This is a genomic window from Achromobacter sp., assembly GCF_050285565.1.
Classification (GTDB): Bacteria; Pseudomonadota; Gammaproteobacteria; order Burkholderiales; family Burkholderiaceae_B; genus Achromobacter.
Map to the genome: position 1 here is coordinate 307,351 of NZ_JBLZXG010000002.1, position 18,961 is coordinate 326,311.

Genomic DNA, 18,961 nt, shown 5'->3' on the forward strand with positions numbered 1-18,961 from the left:
CCGGTACAGCGTCATTAGATATTCCGGGATATTGCGGACTACCCCCGTAAGGGCTGGAAAAAAATAGTCTTCAGCACAGCGAAGATCCCTTCTAGGCCTGTTGAAAAACCGGGAGGACACCATGGCCAAGATGGTCCTGATTGAAGCCCATCCGCTATTGCGGTTGGGGTTATGGCAGATTCTGAGCAAGTTGGACGATGTCTGGGAAATCGAGGGGATGGGGCTGGCCGATGTCTCCAAGGCCAGTGGCGCGCATGCGGGCGCCGACCTCCTGATCTACGGCCTGCCCGTGGACAACGAGGAAGCCTGGAGCACGTTGCATGAGATCCAGCGCGAACTGAGCCCGAAGCGCATCCTGTTGCTGACCGATGTCATGCCGCTGCCGATGCCGGTGCAGGGGTTGCCCGGCGCCAGCGTCTACGGTTGCTTGATGAAGACCGCGTCGGTCGAAATCCTGGAAGCGGCGATCCGCCTGGTCATGGCGGGCGGACAGTGCTTTCCCAGCGAGCAGGCCGTGCAGGCGCCCGCTGCGGCAAGCTGCGCGTTGCCGTCGCGCGACCTGGACGACGGCGCGGGCAAGGGCGCCATGCCGGTCAGCGCCGGCGCCCAGTTGCTGCAGATCACGCCGCGCCAGTACGAAGTGCTGGTGCTGCTGGCGCGCGGCTATCCCATCAAGACGGTCAGCCGGATGCTGAATATCTCGGTCGCAACGGCCAAGACGCATGCCTGCACGCTTTACCAGCGCCTGCACGTCAAGAACAAGGGCGAGGCCGTGTACGCGGCGCTGCAACGTGGTGCCACACTGGAATGGCACGAGCCGAACGGCCGCGAAGCGGATGCCGGACAACTGTACGGCCGCAAGCTGGGATAAGGGCGGGCGGGCCGGCCCCGCCATCCCTCCTAGGGCATACATCCTGCAGCATCGGCGGTCGCCGTGCCGCAGCATTCCTCCTCCAATCATCCTCCTGAACGAGATTCAGCGAACGTAGCCGCTGATAGCATGGGTCGTGTCCACAAGCATGGGTTGATATGGCGAATCACAAAGCGCGCCAGAGCGATGCCAGGTAGTGGACGAGATTCCCGTGAGCCGGGGGCGGCGCTGGAACCGTCAGTGCCACCGTGCGCAACCGTGTCATGGGAACCGTGTCTGGACCCTGTGTCACAAGGTTCCCTCCGGGATGACAACCGTTCTAATCGAAGACTACGCTCTGCTTCGTGTCGCCATCCAGCACGTGCTGGAACGGGTACGGAACGCCGAGGACATTCTGGCGATCTCGCCAGCCCATCTCTTGAATATGCCCGGCTCCATCAACCGGCCCGTCGAATTGCTGGTGGTGGGGTGCAGCGGCGCGGCCGAGGCCGACATCGGCCTGCTGTCACAGGCCATGGCGCTGTTCATGCCGCGCCTGGTGCTGGCGCTTTACTCGGTGCTGGACCAGAACGTAATGGCCGCCTGCGCGCGCGCCGGGGTGGCCGGCTACCTGCCCAAGGCCTCCAGTCCGGACGCCCTGGCCGCCGCCGTCAGCCTGGTGCTGGCCGGTGGTGAATGCTATCCCCAGCCCGCGCCCCGAACCCTGGCGGCCTCGCAGGCGCCCTTGCAGGAGCTGCGCGAGCTGACGCAGCGGCAGGAGGAGATCCTGCAATTGCTGGTGCAGGGCAAGACCATGCGCGAGATCGGCCAGCACGTGGGCATTTCGGTGGCCACGGTGAAGAGCCATGCGCGGACCCTGTACTGGAAGCTGAATGCGCGCAACCAGGCCGAAGCGGCCTATATCGCGGTGCAGATGGGGCTGGTGCGCGGGGGGCCGCCGGTGGCGCCGGGCGCCAAGGGCGACGACCCGCTGTAGTGCGTCCGCGCCGCCGCCCGGCACGCGGCGCGGGCTTCAGCGGCCGGCGTCGCGGCGCGCGGGCGCCGCGGTTGGCGCCGCGCGCGGCGCGGCGGCGGCCACCACCGCGGCGAATTCGCGTTCGGCGGCGGCCAATACCGCGTCCACGTGCAGGTGATCGAGGGCATGGCGCCGCGCCGCCGCGCCCAGCGTCTCGCGGATCTGCGCGTTGTGGGCCAGCTTGCGCACGGCCTCGGCCATGGCGGCGGCGTCCTCGGGCGGGGTCACCAGTCCGCAACCGGCCACCACGCCGGCCAGCTCGGTGCCGCGCGCGGCGCCGCACACCACCGGCCGGCCGCTGGCCAGCATGCCGGTCAGCTTGGACGGCATGACCAGGTCGGCGGCGCCCGCGCGCTGCGGCAGCAGATGGATGTCGGCGGTGTTCAGCAGCGCGCCCAGCCGCTCGGCCGGTTGCAGATCCAGGAAGCGCACTCGCGCCAGCCCCTGACACCGTGCCTGCAGCGGCGCGCGTTCGGGGCCCTGGCCGCAGAATACGAACCACAGCGCGCGCTCGCCTTCGAGCAGGCGCGCCACCTCGGCCAGCGTTTGCAGGCCCTGCTTGCCGCCCATGTTGCCGGAGTACAGCGCCACCACCGCGTCGGCGGGAATGCCGAGCGTGGCGCGCAGGTCGCCGTCGCGGCCGGGCGCGATGGCCTCGACGTCGATCCAGTTGGGCAGCAGCACGGTCCGCGCCGGATCCACGCCCTTGTACAGCGCCAGGTCGCGCATGCGGCCGGAGATGGTCGAGACGCGGTCGAAGCGCCGCATCAGCCAGCGTTCGGCGCGCCGCACGGCGCCGCGCAGCCAGGCGCCCTTGAGCAGGCCCAGGTCGAACGCCGCGTCCACTTCGTAGTCCTGGATGTGCAGCCAGGCGCGCGCGCCGCACAGCCGCGCGGCCAGCCAGGCGGCCGGCGCGCAGAACAGGGCGGGCTCGACCACCAGGATCAGGTCGGGCCGGCCGGCCGCCGCGCGCAGTAGCGACGGCAGGCTGGCAAGGGCGAAGCTGGCCAGGTGCAGCAGGCGCTTGGCGCCACCGGGCCGGGCCGGCACCCACAGCGGCGCGCGCCGCACGTCGACGCCGGCGCGGGTTTCGCGCTGGTAGCGGCCGGCGCGATAGCCGTCGTGCACGCGCCATTGCGGGTAATAGGGCGGGGCGGTGACGACGCTGACCTGGTGGCCGCGCGCGGCCAGCCATTCGGCCAGTTCGGCGCTGTACTTGCCGATGCCGGTCAGCTCCGGCGCGTAGTTGATGCCGTACAGGAGGATCTTCATGCCGGCGGCGCCACGCGGGGGCGGACGGGACGGCACGGATTGCCGTGGCACACCATCGCCGGCGGCAGGCTGCGGAACACCGAGCTGCGCGCGCCCACCACGGCCTCGCGGCCGACGGTGACGCCCGGGCCGATGAAGACGTCGGTGGCGACCCAGGCGCCGTCCTCGATGCGCACGGCGCGCTCGCGCAAGGGGAATTCCGGCTGCGCGGCGTCGTGGTCGGCCGCGCACAGATAACTGCGTTGCGACACCACGGCATGCGCGCCGATATGGATGGGCCCGAGGCTGTAGACCACCGCGTCGTCGCCGATCCAGGCGTAATCGCCGATCGTCACTTTCCATGGGTAGGTGACGGTGGCGCTGGGACGGATCAGCACCTTGCGGCCGACGCGCGCGCCGAAGCACCGCAGCAGCCAGCGCCGAAAGCCGTAGGCCACCTGCGGCGACCAGCGGAACAGCGAGCCCTGCACCAGCCACCACAACTGCACCGTCAGGGCCGAGCGGCCGCGCTGGCCGGGTGCCAGGGCGAACCGGTCGAGCCGTTGCAGCGCGCTCATTTGGCGGCTCCGGTGAGGGCGTCGCCGCGCGCCGGAGCGGCGGCCAGGCGGGCCTGGCGGATCTCCTCGGTCTTGATGCGGATCTGCCAGTAGTACATGGCGCGCGCCACCGCGTAGTCGAAGCCGGCGCGGCCGTCGAGAAAGCCCAGGCGCAGCACATAGGAATGCAGAAACGAGACCGGCGCCTTGAACGGCATGGCCTGGAACAGGCGCTTGAGCAACGCGCGCGCGCCGATGTTGGCCTCGCGCGGATCGTTCATCAGGCCCTTGATGCGCAGGTTGGCTTCCCAGTCGGAGTAGCGGTTGTGCTTGTCGAAGTAGTGGTAGAGCGAGTCATGGTCGTTGTGCACCATGCGCGCCCGCAGCGCGAAGGTCGCGCCCCGCACCTGCGGCTGGTAGTGGCCTTCGACCTCCCACATGTGGGCCACGTCCAGGTCGTCGTAGTCCAGGAAGCGCGACTGCTCGCGCGCCAGCAGCGCCAGCTTGTAGACACGGTGGCCATGGCGCAGCTTGCGGCCGCAGAACACGTAGTCGAACGGCACGAAGGCACCGCCGGCGCCGGCCGCAAAGCGTGGCAGCGCGGCGCGGATCTCGGCGGCCAGCTCCGGCGTCATTTCCTCGTCGGCGTCGACATACAGCACCACCGGGTGCGTGAAGGGCAGTTGCTCCAGGCACCATTGTTTTTTCTTCGGGTATTTGCCGTTCCACTGGAAATTGCTGACCTTGGCGCCAAGCGCGGCGGCCATGGCGCAGGTGGCGTCGGTGCTGTTGGAGTCGACCACGAAGACTTCGTCGAAGTCGGCCAGCGCCGTCAGGCACTTGGCGATGTTGCGCTCCTCGTTCTTCGTCATGACGACCACGGATACCGGTATCTTGGACATGATGCTTTCCTGTTCAGGTCGCGCCGCGCCGCATCAGCGGCTGGAACAATTCGATGACGTCGCGGCAGTGCCGCTCCAGTGAAAAGGCGTCGGCGCGCCCGGGGCCATCGGCCGCCAGTCGTTCGCGCATCTCGCCGTCGTAGGCCAGCCGGCGCACCGCCGCGGCCAGGGCCGCCGCGTCGCCCACCGGCACCAGCAGCCCGTAGCGGCCGGCGTCGAGGATCTCGGCGGGGCCGTGCGGGCAATCGGTGGAAATGACCGGCACCCCCAGGCACAGCGCCTCGACCAGCACGTTGCCGAAGCTCTCGCGCACCGAGGTCAGGGCGAAGGCGCCGGCGCCGGCGATCACCGGAAACGGGTTGTCGATATGGCCGGCCAGCGTGACCGGGCTGCGCGATGGCCGCGCATCGATGCGCTTTTGCAGGGCCTCGTGCTCGGAGCCTTCGCCCAGGATGGTGAAGCGGATGCCGGGGTCGTCCAGCAGGGCGGCGGCGTCGATCAGCGTGGCGTAGTCCTTGACGGCCTCCAGGCGCCCGACGGCGACCACGTGATAGGGCGTGGCCGGACCGGCCGACGCGGCTGGCGCGCGGGCCGCGCTTTGTTCGCGCACGTCGTCCAGCGGCACGCCGTTGTAGATGGTGCGCACCTTGCCGCGCAGCGGCGGGAACATGCTCACCAGGTCTTCCTTGACCCCGCGCGAGACGCCGACGACGGCATCGTGGCGGCGATAGGTCTGGCTCACCAGCCAGCATTTCAGCCGCCGCATGCGCGAGGCGCCGTAGTGCACGGCGGGGCTGCTGTGCTCGAAGGCGACGGTGGCGAAGTCGCCGCGCAGCACCTTTTTGGCCAGCACCACCAGCATGTTGCACAACAACCCGTGCGAGCAGACGATGGCGGGCCGGTCACGGCGGATCTGCGCCAGCAGGCGCGCGAACGCCAGCGGCAGCCGCAGGCGCAGCGCGGCCGGCGACTCGATCACCGGCAGCGCCCGCGTCACGCGGGGGTTGGCGACGGGGTATTCGCGGTTGCGCGAACGCAGCAGGAACAGCGAGGCATCCACTCCCCGTTCGGGCAGGGCGTCGGCGATGAAGGCAACGCATCTTCCAACGCCGCCATGCAGGTCGGGGGCGACGAACAGGACATCAGGCATGGGGCAATACTCGCGGTGGCGCCCGGCGCATGGTGTCCGGACGGGGGCTGGGAGCCGCGGGCGCGGGCTGGGGCGGGGGCACGGGCATGGCCCGGGCATTGCGAAGCAGCGACAGGCAGTAGCACAGCAGGAATCCGGTGAAGGCGGTCTTGGGCGCATAGGCCAGGCCGCCGGACAGCGAATCGACGAAGATGTAGATCGGCGCGGTGGCCAGCAGATAGCGCCGGTGCAGCTCCAGCCCCGGGTGGGCGTAGCGCCGCAACAGCGACAGCAGCAGGATCAGCAGGGGCGGCAGCATGATCATCACGGTGCCGACGATGCCGAATTTCATCAGGTAGAAGGCCCAGGAGTTGTGCGCGAAGGTGCTCAGTTCGAAGCCGTTCTCGCCCATCACCCAACTGCGAAAGCCCGCGCCCTTGCCGAACACCGGGCTTTCGGCGAAGGAATCCATCTGCCCCTGCATTTCCTGGATGCGCGCGCCGTAGCTGGAGTCCTCGTCCAGCCGCTCGACGCTGAAGATGCGGTTGGTCAGCACGTCCAGGTAGCCGATGCTGGCGAACACCAGCACGCCGGCCACCGCGGCCGGCGCGAAGATCAGCACCACGCGGCGGCGCACTTCCGAGCCCGAAGCCAGCATCACGGCCAGCAGCACCGCCACCATCAGTTGCAGGTACTGGCTGCGGTTCAGCGAGAACACCAGCGCCAGCAGCATGTAGACCGTCAGCGCATAGGCCTTGGGCCCCGAGACGTTGAGGGTCTTGCGGAAATACAGCAACGAGACCACGCCGAAGGGAATCGCCCACACCCCCAGGCGCACGTTGCGCAGCGGGTTGGAGATGCTGAAGCCCTGCAACTGCTCCAGCAGCATCAGCGTGGCCACGGCCAGGCAGGCGGCCACGATGTATTTCTGCAGAACCGCGTAGGCGGCCGGACTGTCGATGTCCTTGTAGCAAAGGAACGGCACGCTCAGGAAGTAGAAGACGATGCGCAGGTCGCGCGCCACGTCGCCGGTCTCGATGCCGGGGTGATGCAGCGACACCAGCAGCAGGTAGATCACCGACAGCACCTGCAGGCCCAGCAGCATGCCGAGCGCCCCGCGCGGCAGGGCGTAGGCGGCCGGATCGGCCAGCCGCAGCGCCTTGACCACCAGGATGGCCACGAACAGCGCGTCGAATGGCGACAGCTTGAAGCTGCCCACGCCCAGGATGAAGTGGTCGTCGTTCAAGGCCAGCGCGGTGAACGCGAACAGCCCCAGCAGGTGCAGCGTGGAAAGGCGGCGGTGCGGGTGCATGGCGGCTCCATGGGGGCAAGGGGGGGCTCAGTGCGCGGCCCAGTCATCGCGCCCGAACAGCTTGATGGCGAGCTTCTCGACCAGGTATGACAGGTCGCCCTGGCGGGCGTGCGCGGCCACCTGCGAGGCGCGGCACGACAGGCCGAACAGCCGGCCCATGCCAGGCTCGGTGCGGCGGATGCGGTCGACGATCTGTTCGCGTTCCTCCAGCAGCACGTCCTGCATCAGCGCGGTCTTGGTTTCGTCGTGGGCGGTGTAGACCCCCATCGCGTCCGGCACGATCAGGTTCCTGCCCTCGCGCAGCAGCCGGCTCCACAGTTCCAGATCCATGCAGTAGCGCATGCTTTCCTGCAGCAGGCCGTGCTTGCGCAGCAGGTCGCGGCGGAAGATGGCGGACTGGTTGGGAATCGAGGCCTTGACCACGGTCAGCGTGCCGCGATTGACCGGGGTGTAGTGAATCTTGCGGAAGATGCGGTTGTCGGCGTCGGCCACGAACAGGTTGCCGCTGACGATGGGCGCGCGGCCCCGGGCCGCGGCCGCGCCCAGCTTGCGCAGGGCGCCCGGGTAGTACAGGTCGTCCGAGTTCTGCCAGCCGACGTAGTCGCCGGTGGCGCGTTCGAAGCCCTTGTTGATGGCGTGCGACTGGCCGCGATCCGGCGTGCTTTCCCAGTAGGTCAGGTGGCGCTCGTACTTGCGGATGATGTCGACGCTGCCATCGGTCGAGCCTCCGTCGATGATGATGTATTCCAGCCGCGGATAGCCCTGGTTCAGCACCGAAATGATGGTGCGCTCCAGGAAGCGGGCCTGGTTGAACGAGGGGGTCACGATGGTCAGCTTGGGCAGCAGGCCGCCGGCGATGGGCGCGGGCGGACGCAGCTCGCGCACGAAGTCGATGAGCTGACGCGAATACTCGTTGTGACGCTTGCGCATATAGGACCTCAGCATGATCACTACCGGGTGGCCGCAGGCATTGCGCCCGGGTAGTCGGGCCGGGATTGACGGATGGCGAGCGCCACGCCGGCCAGCGTGATCGCCGCGTAGGCCATGCGGCCCCAGGCCGCGGCATGCTCGCCCGCCGCGTGCACCAGGAGGGCCATGACGCACAGCATCGCCAGGCCGCCCAGGCCGTTCAGAATCGCCACCGCGCGGGAATTGCCCAGCCCGAGCAGCGAGAAATGCGCCGCCGCGTTCAGCGACAGCAGCCCCGAGGCCGCGATCAGCAGGCGGAAGGTGCCCAGGTGGCCCGCGGCCACGGCATGGCCGAGCAGCAGATCCAGCAGCGGCCGGCTGACCGCCAGCACCGCGACCGTGGCGGCGGCCGACAGCAGCAGGTTCCACAGCATCAGGCGGCGGATCTCCTCCTCGGCCGCGCCCGGGTGGGGCGGCGCGGCGCTGAGCCGGCTGACGCGCGGCATGGCTTTCTGGAAGATGGCGACCGAGGCGGTATGGATCATTTGGCCGACCTGCACGCCGACGGTATAGATGGCCAGCGCCGCCGGCCCCATCAGGCTGCCCACCAGGACCCGGTCGACCGAGCCGAAGGCCAGCGCGCTCAGGCTGTTGAGCCAGGACCAGCGCGAGAAGCGGAACGCGTCCAGCATGGCGCCGCGGTCGCGCACCGGGCGCACCAGCACGTGACCGTAGCGGCGCGCGAACACCCGCATCTTGACCGAGCCGGCCAGCAGCAGGCCGAGCGCCTGGGCCAGGCCGGTCCAGGTGGGCGAGGCCGTCAGCCAGGCGGTGGCGCAGGCCAGCGCCAGGGTGCCGCTGCGGCTGACCAGTTCGCACAGCGCGGTGGCGCGGAAATCCTCGCGGCCCTTGAGGCAGCCGGACATCAATTGGTCGTACTGCTGCGTCAGGTAGACCGCCAGCGCCGGCATGGCCAACAGGGTGACGGCCACGCCGCCGAAGGTGGCGGCGGGCCAGCCCCACCAGGCCGCCAGCCACAGCAGCGCCGCGACCAGCGTCACCACGCCCAGCGCGCAGCCGATCAGCGACATGGCCACGCCGGCCGCGCGATAGGCGCCGCCGGGTTCGTGCATGCGCTCGGACACCAGCTTGGTGGCGGTGACGGCGGCGCCCAGGTTGGCGGCGTTGCCGAAGCCGGCCAGCGCGATGATCATCGAGTACTGGCCGAAGCCCACCGTGCCCAACTGGCGGAACAGGATGGGCAACGCCACCAGCGCCGCGACCGGGCCGATGCCGTATTCCACCAGCCCCCAGAACGAGGCATTGCCGGCGACGTGCTTCCTGATGAGTCGGTGCATTGGAATGCCTGTTCTCGATAGGCCCTAGGCCACGGGCAGCGGTTGGCGCGCCTGCTCGCGCAAGAAGTGGCCGTAGGCCAGGGTCACGCCGTGGATCAGGGAAATCTCCGGCTTCCAGCCCAGCGCCCGCACGCGGGATGAATCCATCAGCTTGCGCGGCGTGCCGTCGGGTTTGCTGGCGTCGTAGACGATGCTGCCCCGGTAGCCCACCACCTGCGCCACCACCCGCGCCAGCTCGGCGATCGACAGGTCTTCGCCGGCGCCGATGTTGTAGATGCCTTCGGCGGCGGGGTTTTCCATCAGCATGACGCAGGCGCGCGCCAGGTCGTCCACGTACAGGAATTCGCGCAGCGGCGTGCCGCTGCCCCACAGCGTCACGCGGTCCTGGCCGGCCTCGCGGCCCTCGTGGAACTTGCGGATCAGCGCCGGCAGCACGTGGCTGCTGTGCAGGTCGTAGTTGTCGTGCGGGCCGTACAGGTTGGTCGGCATGGCGCAGATGAAGCGCGCGCCGTACTGGCGCTGGTAGGCCTCGCACAGCTTGAGCCCGGCGATCTTGGCGATGGCGTAAGGCTCGTTGGTGGCCTCCAGCGGTCCGGTCAGCAAGGCATCCTCGCGGATCGGCTGCGGCGCCGCGCGCGGATAGATGCAGGACGAGCCCAGGAACAGCAGCTTGCGCACCCCGGCCGCGTAGGCGGCGCGGATCACGTTGCACTGGATCATCAGGTTGCGGTACAGGAAATCGACCGGATGATTCTGGTTGGCCAGAATGCCGCCGACCTTGGCGGCCGCCAGGTACACCACATCGACCGGCGTGGTCGAGAAGAAGCGGTGCACCTGGTTCTGGTTCTCCAGGTCCAGTTCGCCGTGGCTGCGCGTGATGATGTCGCGGTAGCCGCGGTCTTGCAGTTCGCGCACCAGCGCGGCGCCTACCATGCCGCGATGGCCCGCCACGAACACGCGTTGCTCCGGATTGCTCATGGCGGACTACTCCTTGTAGGCATAGATTTCGTAGCCGTTCTGTTCCACCAGCGCGTCGCGGCGGGCGTCCTTCAGGTCGCTCTCGACCATCTCTTTGACCAACTGGGCGAAGCTGGTGCGCGGCGACCAGCCGAGCTTTTCGCGCGCCTTGGTGGGGTCGCCCAGCAGGGTCTCGACCTCGGTCGGACGGAAGTAGCGCGGATCGACCCGCACGATGACCTGGCCGGGCTTGATGTCGTGCACCGGGCTGAACAGCACGGTGGCGGTCTCCTCCAGCCCTTCGCCTTCCCAGGCCAGCAGGATGCCCAGCTCGCGCGCCGCCGTATTGATGAATTCGCGCACGCTGTACTGCATGCCGGTGGCGATGACGTAGTCCTCCGGCGTGTCCTGCTGCAGCATCAGCCACTGCATTTCGACGTAGTCGCGCGCATGACCCCAGTCGCGCAGCGCCGACAGGTTGCCCAGATACAGGCATTCCTGCAGGCCCAGCACAATGCGCGCCAGGCCGCGGGTAATCTTGCGCGTCACGAAAGTCTCGCCGCGCTTGGGCGATTCGTGGTTGAACAGGATGCCATTGCAGGCATACATGCCATAGGCCTCGCGGTAGTTCACGCTGATCCAGTAGGCGTACAGCTTGGCGGCGGCGTAGGGGCTGCGCGGGTAGAACGGCGTGGTTTCCTTCTGCGGGGTTTCCTGCACCAGTCCGTACAGCTCCGAGGTCGAGGCCTGGTAGAAGCGCGCCTTGTCCTCCAGTTTGAGGATGCGGATGGCTTCCAGCAGGCGCAGGGTGCCCAGGCCGTCGGCGTTGGCGGTGTACTCCGGCTCTTCGAACGACACCCCGACGTGGCTCTGCGCCGCCAGGTTGTAGATCTCGTCGGGCTGCACCGATTGCACGATGCGGATCAGGCTGCAGGAGTCGGTCATGTCGCCGTGGTGCAGCACGAAGTTGCGCGGCTGATCATGCGGATCCTGGTACAGGTGATCGATGCGCGCGGTATTGAACAGCGACGCGCGCCGCTTGATGCCATGGACTTCATAGCCCTTGGCCAGCAGGAACTCGGCCAGGTAAGCGCCGTCCTGGCCGGTAACGCCGGTAATCAGTGCCCGTTTTGGCATGGTTTTATCCTTAAGACTTAGTCACTGCACGAAAGGAGCCGATGGCTGCGGAACCGATGTTCAACGAGATTACTGTCGCACCCGCCGCAGAGATATCGGCCAAAAGGTCTAAGAGTTCGGCCTGTCGATAGGCAAAAAAGGATTGGATACCCTCATCCAGCGCGCCCAGCGCCGAGACCGCCAGCAGCGCCACCCAGCCCGGCCGGCGCTGCACCGACAGGTAGATCAGCGCGGTCAGGAAGGCGTAGGCCGCCAGGTGCAGGCGCTTGTCACCGAACGCGTCGGACATCTCGGCGGCCAGGCCCGGCAGGTTGCCCACTGTCACCAGCGTGGCGAAGAACAGCGCCGCCAGCGGCAGGCAGATCCGCGCCAGGCCCGGCCGCCAGAAGGATGAGGCCACGCGGGATGAGGCCACGGGGGATGAGGCCGCGCGCCGTGCGTCAGACACGGCCGTACAGGTCCTGGAAACGGACGATGTCGTCCTCGCCCAGATAGGCGCCGGACTGCACCTCGATGATCTCCAGCGGGATCTTGCCGGGGTTCTCCAGGCTGTGAACCTCGCCCAGCGGGATGTAGGTCGACTGGTTTTCGGTCAGCAGGTATTGCTTGTCGCCGTTGTAGATGCGCGCCGTGCCCGACACCACCACCCAGTGCTCGGCGCGGTGGTGGTGCATCTGCGAGGACAGGCGCGCGCCCGGCTTGACGGTGATGCGCTTGACCTGGTAGCGCGGGCCCTGGCCGACCGAGTCGTACGAGCCCCAGGGGCGCTGCACCTCACGGTGATGGTTCATTTCGCTGCGATGCTGCACCTTGAACGCTTCGACGAGACGCTTGACATCCTGCGAGCGCGTCTTGTGCGCCACCAGCACGGCGTCGGCGGTCTCGATCACCACGATGTCGTCCAGCCCCACCGAGGCCACCAGGCGGCTGGTCGAATGGATCAGGCAGTTGCGCGAGTCCTCGACCATCACGTCGCCGCTGGTGGAGTTGCCCTCCGCGGTCTTGTGGGCGATGCCCCAGACCGCGTCCCAGGCGCCGACGTCGCTCCAGGGCGCGGCCAGCGGGATCACCACGGCGCTGTCGGTGCGCTCCATGATGGCGTAGTCCATCGAGTCGCTGGGGCAGGCCTCGAAGGCCGGGCCGTCCAGTTGGAACAGCGCCGCCTCGCCCTGGCCGGCGGCCACCGCGGCGCGCACCTGCTCCAGGATGCGCGGCGCCAGCCGTTCCAGCTCGGCCAGGAACACCGAGGCCTGGAAGGCGAACATGCCGCTGTTCCAGTAGTAGCCGCCATCCTCGATGAAGCGCTGCGCCACCTCGGGCGAAGGCTTTTCGACAAAGCGCCGCACCTTGCGGGCCGGGGCCATGGCGCCGGGCTCGGCCGCCTGGATGTAGCCGTAGCCGCTGAGCGGCGCGGTGGGGGTGATGCCGAAGGTCACCAGCGCGCCCTGGCGCGCGGCCTGGTAGGCCTGGGCGAAGGCGGCCGCCAGCACCGGCCCGTCTTCCAGCACGTGGTCGGATGGCATGATCAGCATCACCGGGTCTTCGCCGTCGCGCATGGCGCGCAAGGTGGCGGCGGCGATGGCCGGGGCGGTATTGCGGCCGAACGGCTCCAGCAGGATCTCGGCATCCTGGATGCCCAGTTCCTGCGTCTGCTCGGCGGCGATATAGCGGTGGGCGGCATTGCACACCAGCATCGGCCGCGCCTGGGCGCCGGCCGATTGCAGCCGCCGCAGGGTGTTCTGCAACAGGCTGCGGTCATCGGTCAAACGGATGAACTGCTTGGGCAGCAGTTCGCGCGACAGGGGCCACAGGCGCGAGCCGGAACCGCCGCAAAGGATGACGGCGCGGTACGCAGGAGGAGGGTTGGTCATGGCGCTGACTCCTTGAAGTAGGCCTGGGTGTAGGGATGCGCGCCGGGGTCGGCGGCGATGGCCGCCGCGGGCTGCCAGCGGTAGCGGCGGTGCTGGCCCAGCGGCAGACTGGCGGTATCCAGCGTGAGCTCGGCCTCATAAGCGAGGACGATGTAATGGGTGCTGCGGCCGGGCTCGCCGGCGAAATTGGTGTCATAGAAGTGTTCGTACACACCGCGCGCGCGCCACGCCTGCGGCGGCAGCGTCAGGCCCAGTTCCTCGCGCGCGATGCGCTGCAACGCGCGCGACAGCGTCTCGTTCTTGCGGATGCGCCCGCCCGGCACGAACCAGCTTCCCTGCGCCGGCGGGTTGCTGCGCAGGCCGGTCAGGTAGCGGCCATCGGCATCGCGCAACAGCAGGTCGATGGATACCAGCGGCAGCATCTCCACCGCGCGGCGAAAGTCGCTCTCGGCCAGCAGCCCCGGGGGCGCCAGGGCCGGCAGGGGCGCGGCGCGCGCGCGCGAGGGGGCGAAGGGCGGCCAGCCCAGCGGTTCAGTAGACATTGCGACCCGTCCATCCGGAGATCGCCGTGCGGGCGATGATCATCAGGTCCATCCGGAACGTCCAGTGCTGGATGTAGTAGATGTCGTGCTCGACGCGGTCGCTCATCTTGCGCAGCGTGTCGGTCTGGCCCCGGAAACCGTTGACCTGGGCCCAGCCGGTGATGCCCGGCTTGACGCGGTGGCGCATCATGTAGCGCTGCACCAGGTCTTTGTACAGCTCGTTGTGCTCCAACGCGTGCGGGCGCGGGCCGACCACCGACATGTCGCCGCGCAGCACGTTCAGGAACTGCGGCAGCTCGTCCAGGCTGGTGCGGCGCAGGAAGCCGCCGATGCGGGTGACGCGCGCGTCGTTGCGGGTGGCTTGCGTGACCACGCCGTGTTCCTGGTGCACGGTCATGGTGCGGAACTTGTAGACATGGAACACCTTGCCGTCCACGCCCAGGCGCGGCTGGGTGAACAGCACCGGCCCGCGCGAGGTCAGCTTGACCAGGCAGGCCACGGTCAGCATCAACGGCGACAGGCCGATCAGCGCGCACAGCGCGAAGCTGCGGTCGAACGCCTCCTTGGCCCAGCCGCGCACGCCGGCGGCCGGCAGGCTGTTGAGCTGGATCGCGGGCAGGCCGAGGAATTCGCCGATGCGGTGGCCCAGCAGTTGGATCGACATCACGTCGGGGATCCAGCGGATGTCGACCAGGTCATTGCGCAGGTGATAGAGCACCTCGCGCAGCTCCTGGCCGGCTTCCATCGGCAGCACGATCCAGACCTCGCGCACATTGTGTTCGCGCACGAAGGCGTGCAGCGCGTCCAGTTCGTGCAGGCGCCGCACCTGCGGCGGCAGGATTTCGTGCGGTTCGGCGTAGATGCCGGCGACCTCGTAACCGGCTTCGCGGTAGCGTTCGACGCGGCGCCACAGGTCGTGGCCGAGCGCGCCGAAGCCCACCAGCAGCACGCGCTTGCGGTTCAGGCCGCGGTCGCGCGCCGCGCCCAGCACCGTGTAGACCGCCAGCCGCACGCCCGCCAACGCCAGCGCGGCCGAACCGAACCAGGTTGCCGCCCACATGCGCGAGACCGCCGCGCTCTGGTGCATCAGAAAGCTGACCAGGATGCCCAGCGCGAATACCAGCGCCCAGGCCATCAGGCTGCGCACCACCAGATCGGTCAGGCGGCGGCCGCGCCACGATACATACAGGCTGAAGGCGGGGAACAGGGCGATCACGCCCAGGCCGCACAGGTAGATCAGGAACAGGTGGATCTGCGGCGTATCGGCCATGGCTTCGTCCGCGAACTTCAGTTCGGTGACGGCCAGGCCGCAGATGATGACGATCGCCGCATCCAGCAGGCGATACAGATAGCTGGATCGGTTCGATCTCGCCGACGTGTCCGTGAGGGACGGGTCCATCGCGTACTCCTTTGTTCGGGGAGTCGCCCTGCGGCCGCGGGGAAAAACGGTGTGCACCGCCGCAAAGCATGTGGCTACCGTGGGAATCTTATTGAGTGCCCGCCGCACTCGAAACCTCCAAACGATGTAGGAGAAGGCTTAGGGCATCCGTCGAATGTGCGGGGGCTTGAAAAGAGAGTGGAATGTCGCAACCCGTTACGCATCGGGCGCCTTTCCAAGCAACGAAGTCATTCACAGTGGATCCGCCATGACGACATTTTTCGGAACGTTGAGCCGCGCCATCGCTGCGATCGCGCTCGTGTCCTCGCTGGGCGCCTGCGCCCTTTCTCCCGGCATGACCTTCAGCGCCAAGCACCTCGTCGATCCGTCGGATCCGAACTCGGTGGCGCAGATCAAGGAAATCACCCCCAGCCTGGTGCTGGAAGACAACCGCGCGCGCCAGGCGCTGCTGGACAACGAAGGGGTTTCGCACCTGGTCGACAAGGCCGAGCCCTACCGCATCGGCCCCGGCGACATTCTCTCGATCGTGGTCTGGGACCACCCCGAACTCGTGCTTCCGACGCAAACCTACGCCATCGGCACGGGGGTGACCGAATTAGCCTTCGGGGATACCGCCTCGGGCATTCCGGGGTATACGGTCTCATCCACGGGATATATCCAATTTCCCTATACGGGACTGCTGAAAGTGGCGGGGTTGACGGAACTGCAGGCGCGCAATCTCATAGTCAACAGTTCGGGTAAATACATCCAGGATCCGCAGATCACGGTGCGCGTACTGGGTTATCGCAGCAAGCGGGTCTACGTCGAAGGCGAGGTGAAGACGCCGGGGACCGTCGCGATCAACGACATTCCCATGACCCTGCTGGAAGCGATCAACCGCGCCGGCGGCGTACTGCCCACCGGCGACCGCAGCAGTGTCTACGTGATACGCGAAGGCCGCAAGACGCGCGTGAATCTGCCCGCGCTGATCGACCGGGGCCAGGATCTGAACCAGGTCATGTTGAAGTCGGGCGACATCGTCAGGGTGACGCCGCGCGACGAAAGCAAGGTGTTCGTGACCGGCGAAGTGACCGCGCCGGCCTCGATCGTGATGCGCGACGGCAGGCTGTCGTTGAATGAAGCGCTGGGCGTGGCGGGAGGCCCCAACCAGTTGACGGCCGACGCGTCGCAAGTGTTTGTGGTGCGCAGTACCGAGCAGGCGACGCCGCTGGTGTTCCATCTGAACGCCGCTTCGCCGCAGGCTTATGCGGTGGCGGAGAAGTTCGAGTTGCAACCCAAGGACGTCGTCTTCGTGGATACGGCGGCGCTGGTGCGGTGGAACCGCTTCATCAGCAACCTGTTCCCGAGCGCGCAAACGGTGCAGACCGTGCATTCCATCAAGTAATCGACCCTCGGGGCCCGCCCCGCGCCGTTGGGCGCGGGGCCGGGATCCGGCCCACGCCTTTGGGGGCGCCGCGACCGCGGCGGCGCCTATTCTTGGAGAGCTGCATGTCGTTGCCTATCGAATCGTTCGAGCCCTCCGTCCCGGCTCGCCAGCAGGAAACCCCGCTGTCCTCGCACGTGGACGCCATTTTCTCCAACCGCTGGCTGATCATCGCCATCACGATGATCGCCCTGTTGGGCGCGGTCGCCTACGTCATGGTGACCCCGTCGGTCTACTCGGCCGATATCATCGTGCAGGTCGAGGAGGAGCTGCCGCAGGGCCAGAACCGCAGCCTGCTGGGCGACGTCTCGGCCATTTTCGACACCAAGGCCGAAACCTCCGGCGAGATGGAAGTGCTGCGCTCGCGCATGGTGGTGGGGCCGGCCGTCGACAAGTTCATGCTGTACATCCATGCCAAGCCGCGCTACTTCCCGGTGGTGGGGGAATGGCTGGCGCGGCGCCATGAAAGCCTGCCCTATCCGTCCGGCCTGCCGCGCGGCGGCTACGCCTGGGGCGGCGAATCGATCTCGGTGTCGCAGCTCGACGTGCCCAATGAATGGCTGGGCAAGCCCTTTCGCATCACTACCCTGGGCGAGGGCGCATACACCCTGAACGACAAAGTCACCGGCGCCACCTTCAAGGGCACGGTCGGCAAGCCCGAGCATTTCCTGCTGCCGGGCGGCGGCGCGCTGGACGTGCACATCGACGCGCTCAGCGGCCGGCCCGGCACCGAGTTCACCTTGTCGCGCACCTCGCGCCTGGCGGCGATCGAGGACGTGCAGTCGCGCCTGGGCATCTTCGAGCGCGGCCGCACCTCGGGCGTGATCGGCGTGACGCTGGAGGGCAACGATCCGGCGCTGACCACCGCGGTGCTGAACCAGATCGGCCAGGAATACGTGCAGCAGAACGTCAACCGCAAGGCGGCCCAGGCCGAGAAATCGCTGGCCTTCCTGGATCAGCAGCTTCCGCAGCTCAAGAGCGAGCTGGACGCGGCCGAGACCAAGTACAACGCGCTGCGCAACAAGCGCGGCACCATCGACCTGAGCGAAGAGGCCAAGCTGATCCTGGCGCAATCGGTGGACGCCCAGACCAAGGTGATGGAGCTGCGCGCCAAGCGCCAGGAACTGATCACCCGCTTCGCGCCGACCCACCCCAGCATCGTCGCCATCGATCGCCAGATCGCCTCGTTGACCGGCGACGTCAACCGCATCGGCAACAACATCAAGCAACTGCCCGACCTGGAGCAGGACGTGGTGCGGCTGGTGCGCGACGTGCGCGTCAATACCGAGCTGTACACCGGGCTGCTCAACAACGCCCAGCAACTGCGGCTGATCCGCGCCGGCAAGGTCGGCAATGTGCGCATCCTGGACGCGGCGGTGCAGCCGGACAAGCCGGTGCGCCCCAAGGCCGCCATCATCATTGCCGTGGCCACCGCCATCGGCCTGATCTTCGGCGTGCTGTGCGCCTTCGTGCGCAACGCGCTGTTCGGCGGCCTGTCCGAGCCGGACGACGTCGAGCGTTACACCGGCCTGCCGGTGCTGGCGGCGATTCCGTACAGCGACCTGCAGGACAAGCTGTGGCGCCGCAGCCGGCGCAAGGGCGCCACCGTGCCGGCGCTGCTGGCGCAAAGCCAGAGCAACGCGCCGCCGATCGAGAGCCTGCGGTCGTTCCGCAACGTGCTGCAGGCCTCGCTGCGCCAGTCGGCCAACAACATGGTCATGTTCACCGGGCCGGTGGCCGGCGTCGGCAAATCCTTCCTGTCGGCCAACTTCGCCTTCATCCAGGGCGGGGTCGGCAAGCGCGTGCTGCTGATCGACGCCGACTTCCGCAAGGGCCAGCTCAACCGCTATTTCGGCGTGCCCAAGGAGGACGGCCTGTTCGAGGTGCTGTCCGGCACGCTGCCGCTGGAGCGGGTGCGCAAGCACAGCGTGTCCGAGGGCGTGGATTTCATCGCCACCGGCGCGGTCAGCTTCGATCCGTCGGAGCTGCTGGCCTCGCCGATCTTCGGCCAGACCCTGCGCGCACTGGCCAGCCAGTACGACATGGTGATCCTGGACACCGCGCCGGTGCTGTCCTCGCCCGATGCGGCGGTGGTCGGCACCCATGCCGCCGCCGTCATGGTGGTGGTGCGGTCGGGCATGAACACCGTGGGTGAGATCCGCGAGACCGCCAAGCGCCTGATCCAGGCGGGGGCGCCGGTCGACGGGGTGCTGTTCAACGGCCTGAAGCTGATGCCAGAGCGCTTCGGCTTTCGCTCGAAGTATGGCGGCTATCGCTATTCGCGCGCCGCCTATTACGGTGATTTCAAGCAGAACGGCCTCAAGTAAC

17 protein-coding genes are annotated in these 18,961 nt (G+C 68.0%); 4 read left to right on the forward strand and 13 right to left on the reverse strand.

Features of this window, described 5'->3' with window-relative positions; all coding sequences use genetic code 11:
- Positions 1-121: 121 nt before the first annotated feature.
- Both ACN6O8_RS04480 and ACN6O8_RS04485 read left to right on the forward strand, forming a co-directional pair.
- Positions 122-871, forward strand: coding sequence for a DNA-binding response regulator (locus ACN6O8_RS04480; protein ID WP_427989855.1), 750 nt, complete (start codon positions 122-124; stop codon positions 869-871).
- Positions 872-1,178: 307 nt separating this feature from the next.
- The gene (locus ACN6O8_RS04485) at positions 1,179-1,847 is read left to right on the forward strand and encodes a DNA-binding response regulator (RefSeq protein WP_427989856.1); all 669 of its coding nucleotides are present in this window, start codon (positions 1,179-1,181) and stop codon (positions 1,845-1,847) included.
- Between the two features lie 36 nt (positions 1,848-1,883).
- On the opposite strand, the gene ACN6O8_RS04490 is transcribed toward ACN6O8_RS04485, so the two are convergent.
- The 13 genes from ACN6O8_RS04490 to ACN6O8_RS04550 all read right to left on the reverse strand — a co-directional run bounded on the left by ACN6O8_RS04490 (position 1,884) and on the right by ACN6O8_RS04550 (position 15,210).
- Positions 1,884-3,158, reverse strand: a complete 1,275-nt coding sequence (locus tag ACN6O8_RS04490; RefSeq protein ID WP_427989857.1) for a glycosyltransferase WbuB — start codon at positions 3,156-3,158, stop codon at positions 1,884-1,886.
- The gene (locus tag ACN6O8_RS04495; protein WP_427989858.1) at positions 3,155-3,715 is read right to left on the reverse strand and encodes a putative colanic acid biosynthesis acetyltransferase; all 561 of its coding nucleotides are present in this window, start codon (positions 3,713-3,715) and stop codon (positions 3,155-3,157) included. Before ACN6O8_RS04495 ends, ACN6O8_RS04490 begins: the two co-directional genes overlap by 4 nt.
- A complete protein-coding gene (locus tag ACN6O8_RS04500) occupies positions 3,712-4,596 on the reverse strand; it encodes a glycosyltransferase family 2 protein (protein WP_427989859.1) in 885 nt (294 codons plus the stop codon). The genes ACN6O8_RS04495 and ACN6O8_RS04500 overlap by 4 nt, the downstream gene beginning before the upstream one ends.
- A gap of 13 nt (positions 4,597-4,609) precedes the next feature.
- On the reverse strand, positions 4,610-5,746 hold the full coding sequence (locus ACN6O8_RS04505) for a glycosyltransferase (RefSeq protein WP_427989860.1): 1,137 nt from the start codon (positions 5,744-5,746) through the stop codon (positions 4,610-4,612).
- Positions 5,739-7,037, reverse strand: a complete 1,299-nt coding sequence (locus ACN6O8_RS04510) for an O-antigen ligase family protein (protein WP_427989861.1) — start codon at positions 7,035-7,037, stop codon at positions 5,739-5,741. The genes ACN6O8_RS04505 and ACN6O8_RS04510 overlap by 8 nt, the downstream gene beginning before the upstream one ends.
- Positions 7,038-7,064: 27 nt before the next feature.
- Positions 7,065-7,982, reverse strand: coding sequence for a glycosyltransferase family 2 protein (locus ACN6O8_RS04515; protein ID WP_427989862.1), 918 nt, complete (start codon positions 7,980-7,982; stop codon positions 7,065-7,067).
- A 5-nt stretch (positions 7,983-7,987) separates the two neighbouring features.
- Positions 7,988-9,304, reverse strand: a complete 1,317-nt coding sequence (locus ACN6O8_RS04520; protein ID WP_427989863.1) for a lipopolysaccharide biosynthesis protein — start codon at positions 9,302-9,304, stop codon at positions 7,988-7,990.
- A 24-nt stretch (positions 9,305-9,328) separates the two neighbouring features.
- Positions 9,329-10,282, reverse strand: coding sequence for a GDP-L-fucose synthase family protein (locus ACN6O8_RS04525; RefSeq protein WP_427989864.1), 954 nt, complete (start codon positions 10,280-10,282; stop codon positions 9,329-9,331).
- A 6-nt stretch (positions 10,283-10,288) separates the two neighbouring features.
- The gene (gene gmd, locus ACN6O8_RS04530; protein ID WP_006387741.1) at positions 10,289-11,398 is read right to left on the reverse strand and encodes a GDP-mannose 4,6-dehydratase; all 1,110 of its coding nucleotides are present in this window, start codon (positions 11,396-11,398) and stop codon (positions 10,289-10,291) included.
- 10 nt (positions 11,399-11,408) lie between these two features.
- Positions 11,409-11,771: a VanZ family protein gene (locus ACN6O8_RS04535; protein WP_427990162.1), complete on the reverse strand. Its 363-nt coding sequence runs from the start codon at positions 11,769-11,771 to the stop codon at positions 11,409-11,411.
- 67 nt (positions 11,772-11,838) lie between these two features.
- Complete coding sequence (locus tag ACN6O8_RS04540; RefSeq protein WP_427989865.1) at positions 11,839-13,269, reverse strand: mannose-1-phosphate guanylyltransferase/mannose-6-phosphate isomerase; 1,431 nt, start codon at positions 13,267-13,269, stop codon at positions 11,839-11,841.
- Positions 13,266-13,727, reverse strand: a complete 462-nt coding sequence (locus ACN6O8_RS04545) for a GDP-mannose mannosyl hydrolase (RefSeq protein ID WP_427990163.1) — start codon at positions 13,725-13,727, stop codon at positions 13,266-13,268. The genes ACN6O8_RS04540 and ACN6O8_RS04545 overlap by 4 nt, the downstream gene beginning before the upstream one ends.
- A gap of 73 nt (positions 13,728-13,800) precedes the next feature.
- Positions 13,801-15,210: an undecaprenyl-phosphate glucose phosphotransferase gene (locus ACN6O8_RS04550; RefSeq protein ID WP_427989866.1), complete on the reverse strand. Its 1,410-nt coding sequence runs from the start codon at positions 15,208-15,210 to the stop codon at positions 13,801-13,803.
- A gap of 247 nt (positions 15,211-15,457) precedes the next feature.
- On the opposite strand from ACN6O8_RS04550, the gene ACN6O8_RS04555 reads away from it, so the two are divergent.
- Complete coding sequence (locus tag ACN6O8_RS04555) at positions 15,458-16,594, forward strand: polysaccharide biosynthesis/export family protein (RefSeq protein ID WP_427989867.1); 1,137 nt, start codon at positions 15,458-15,460, stop codon at positions 16,592-16,594.
- A gap of 104 nt (positions 16,595-16,698) precedes the next feature.
- On the forward strand, positions 16,699-18,960 hold the full coding sequence (locus ACN6O8_RS04560; protein ID WP_427989868.1) for a GNVR domain-containing protein: 2,262 nt from the start codon (positions 16,699-16,701) through the stop codon (positions 18,958-18,960).
- Position 18,961: the final 1 nt, after the last annotated feature.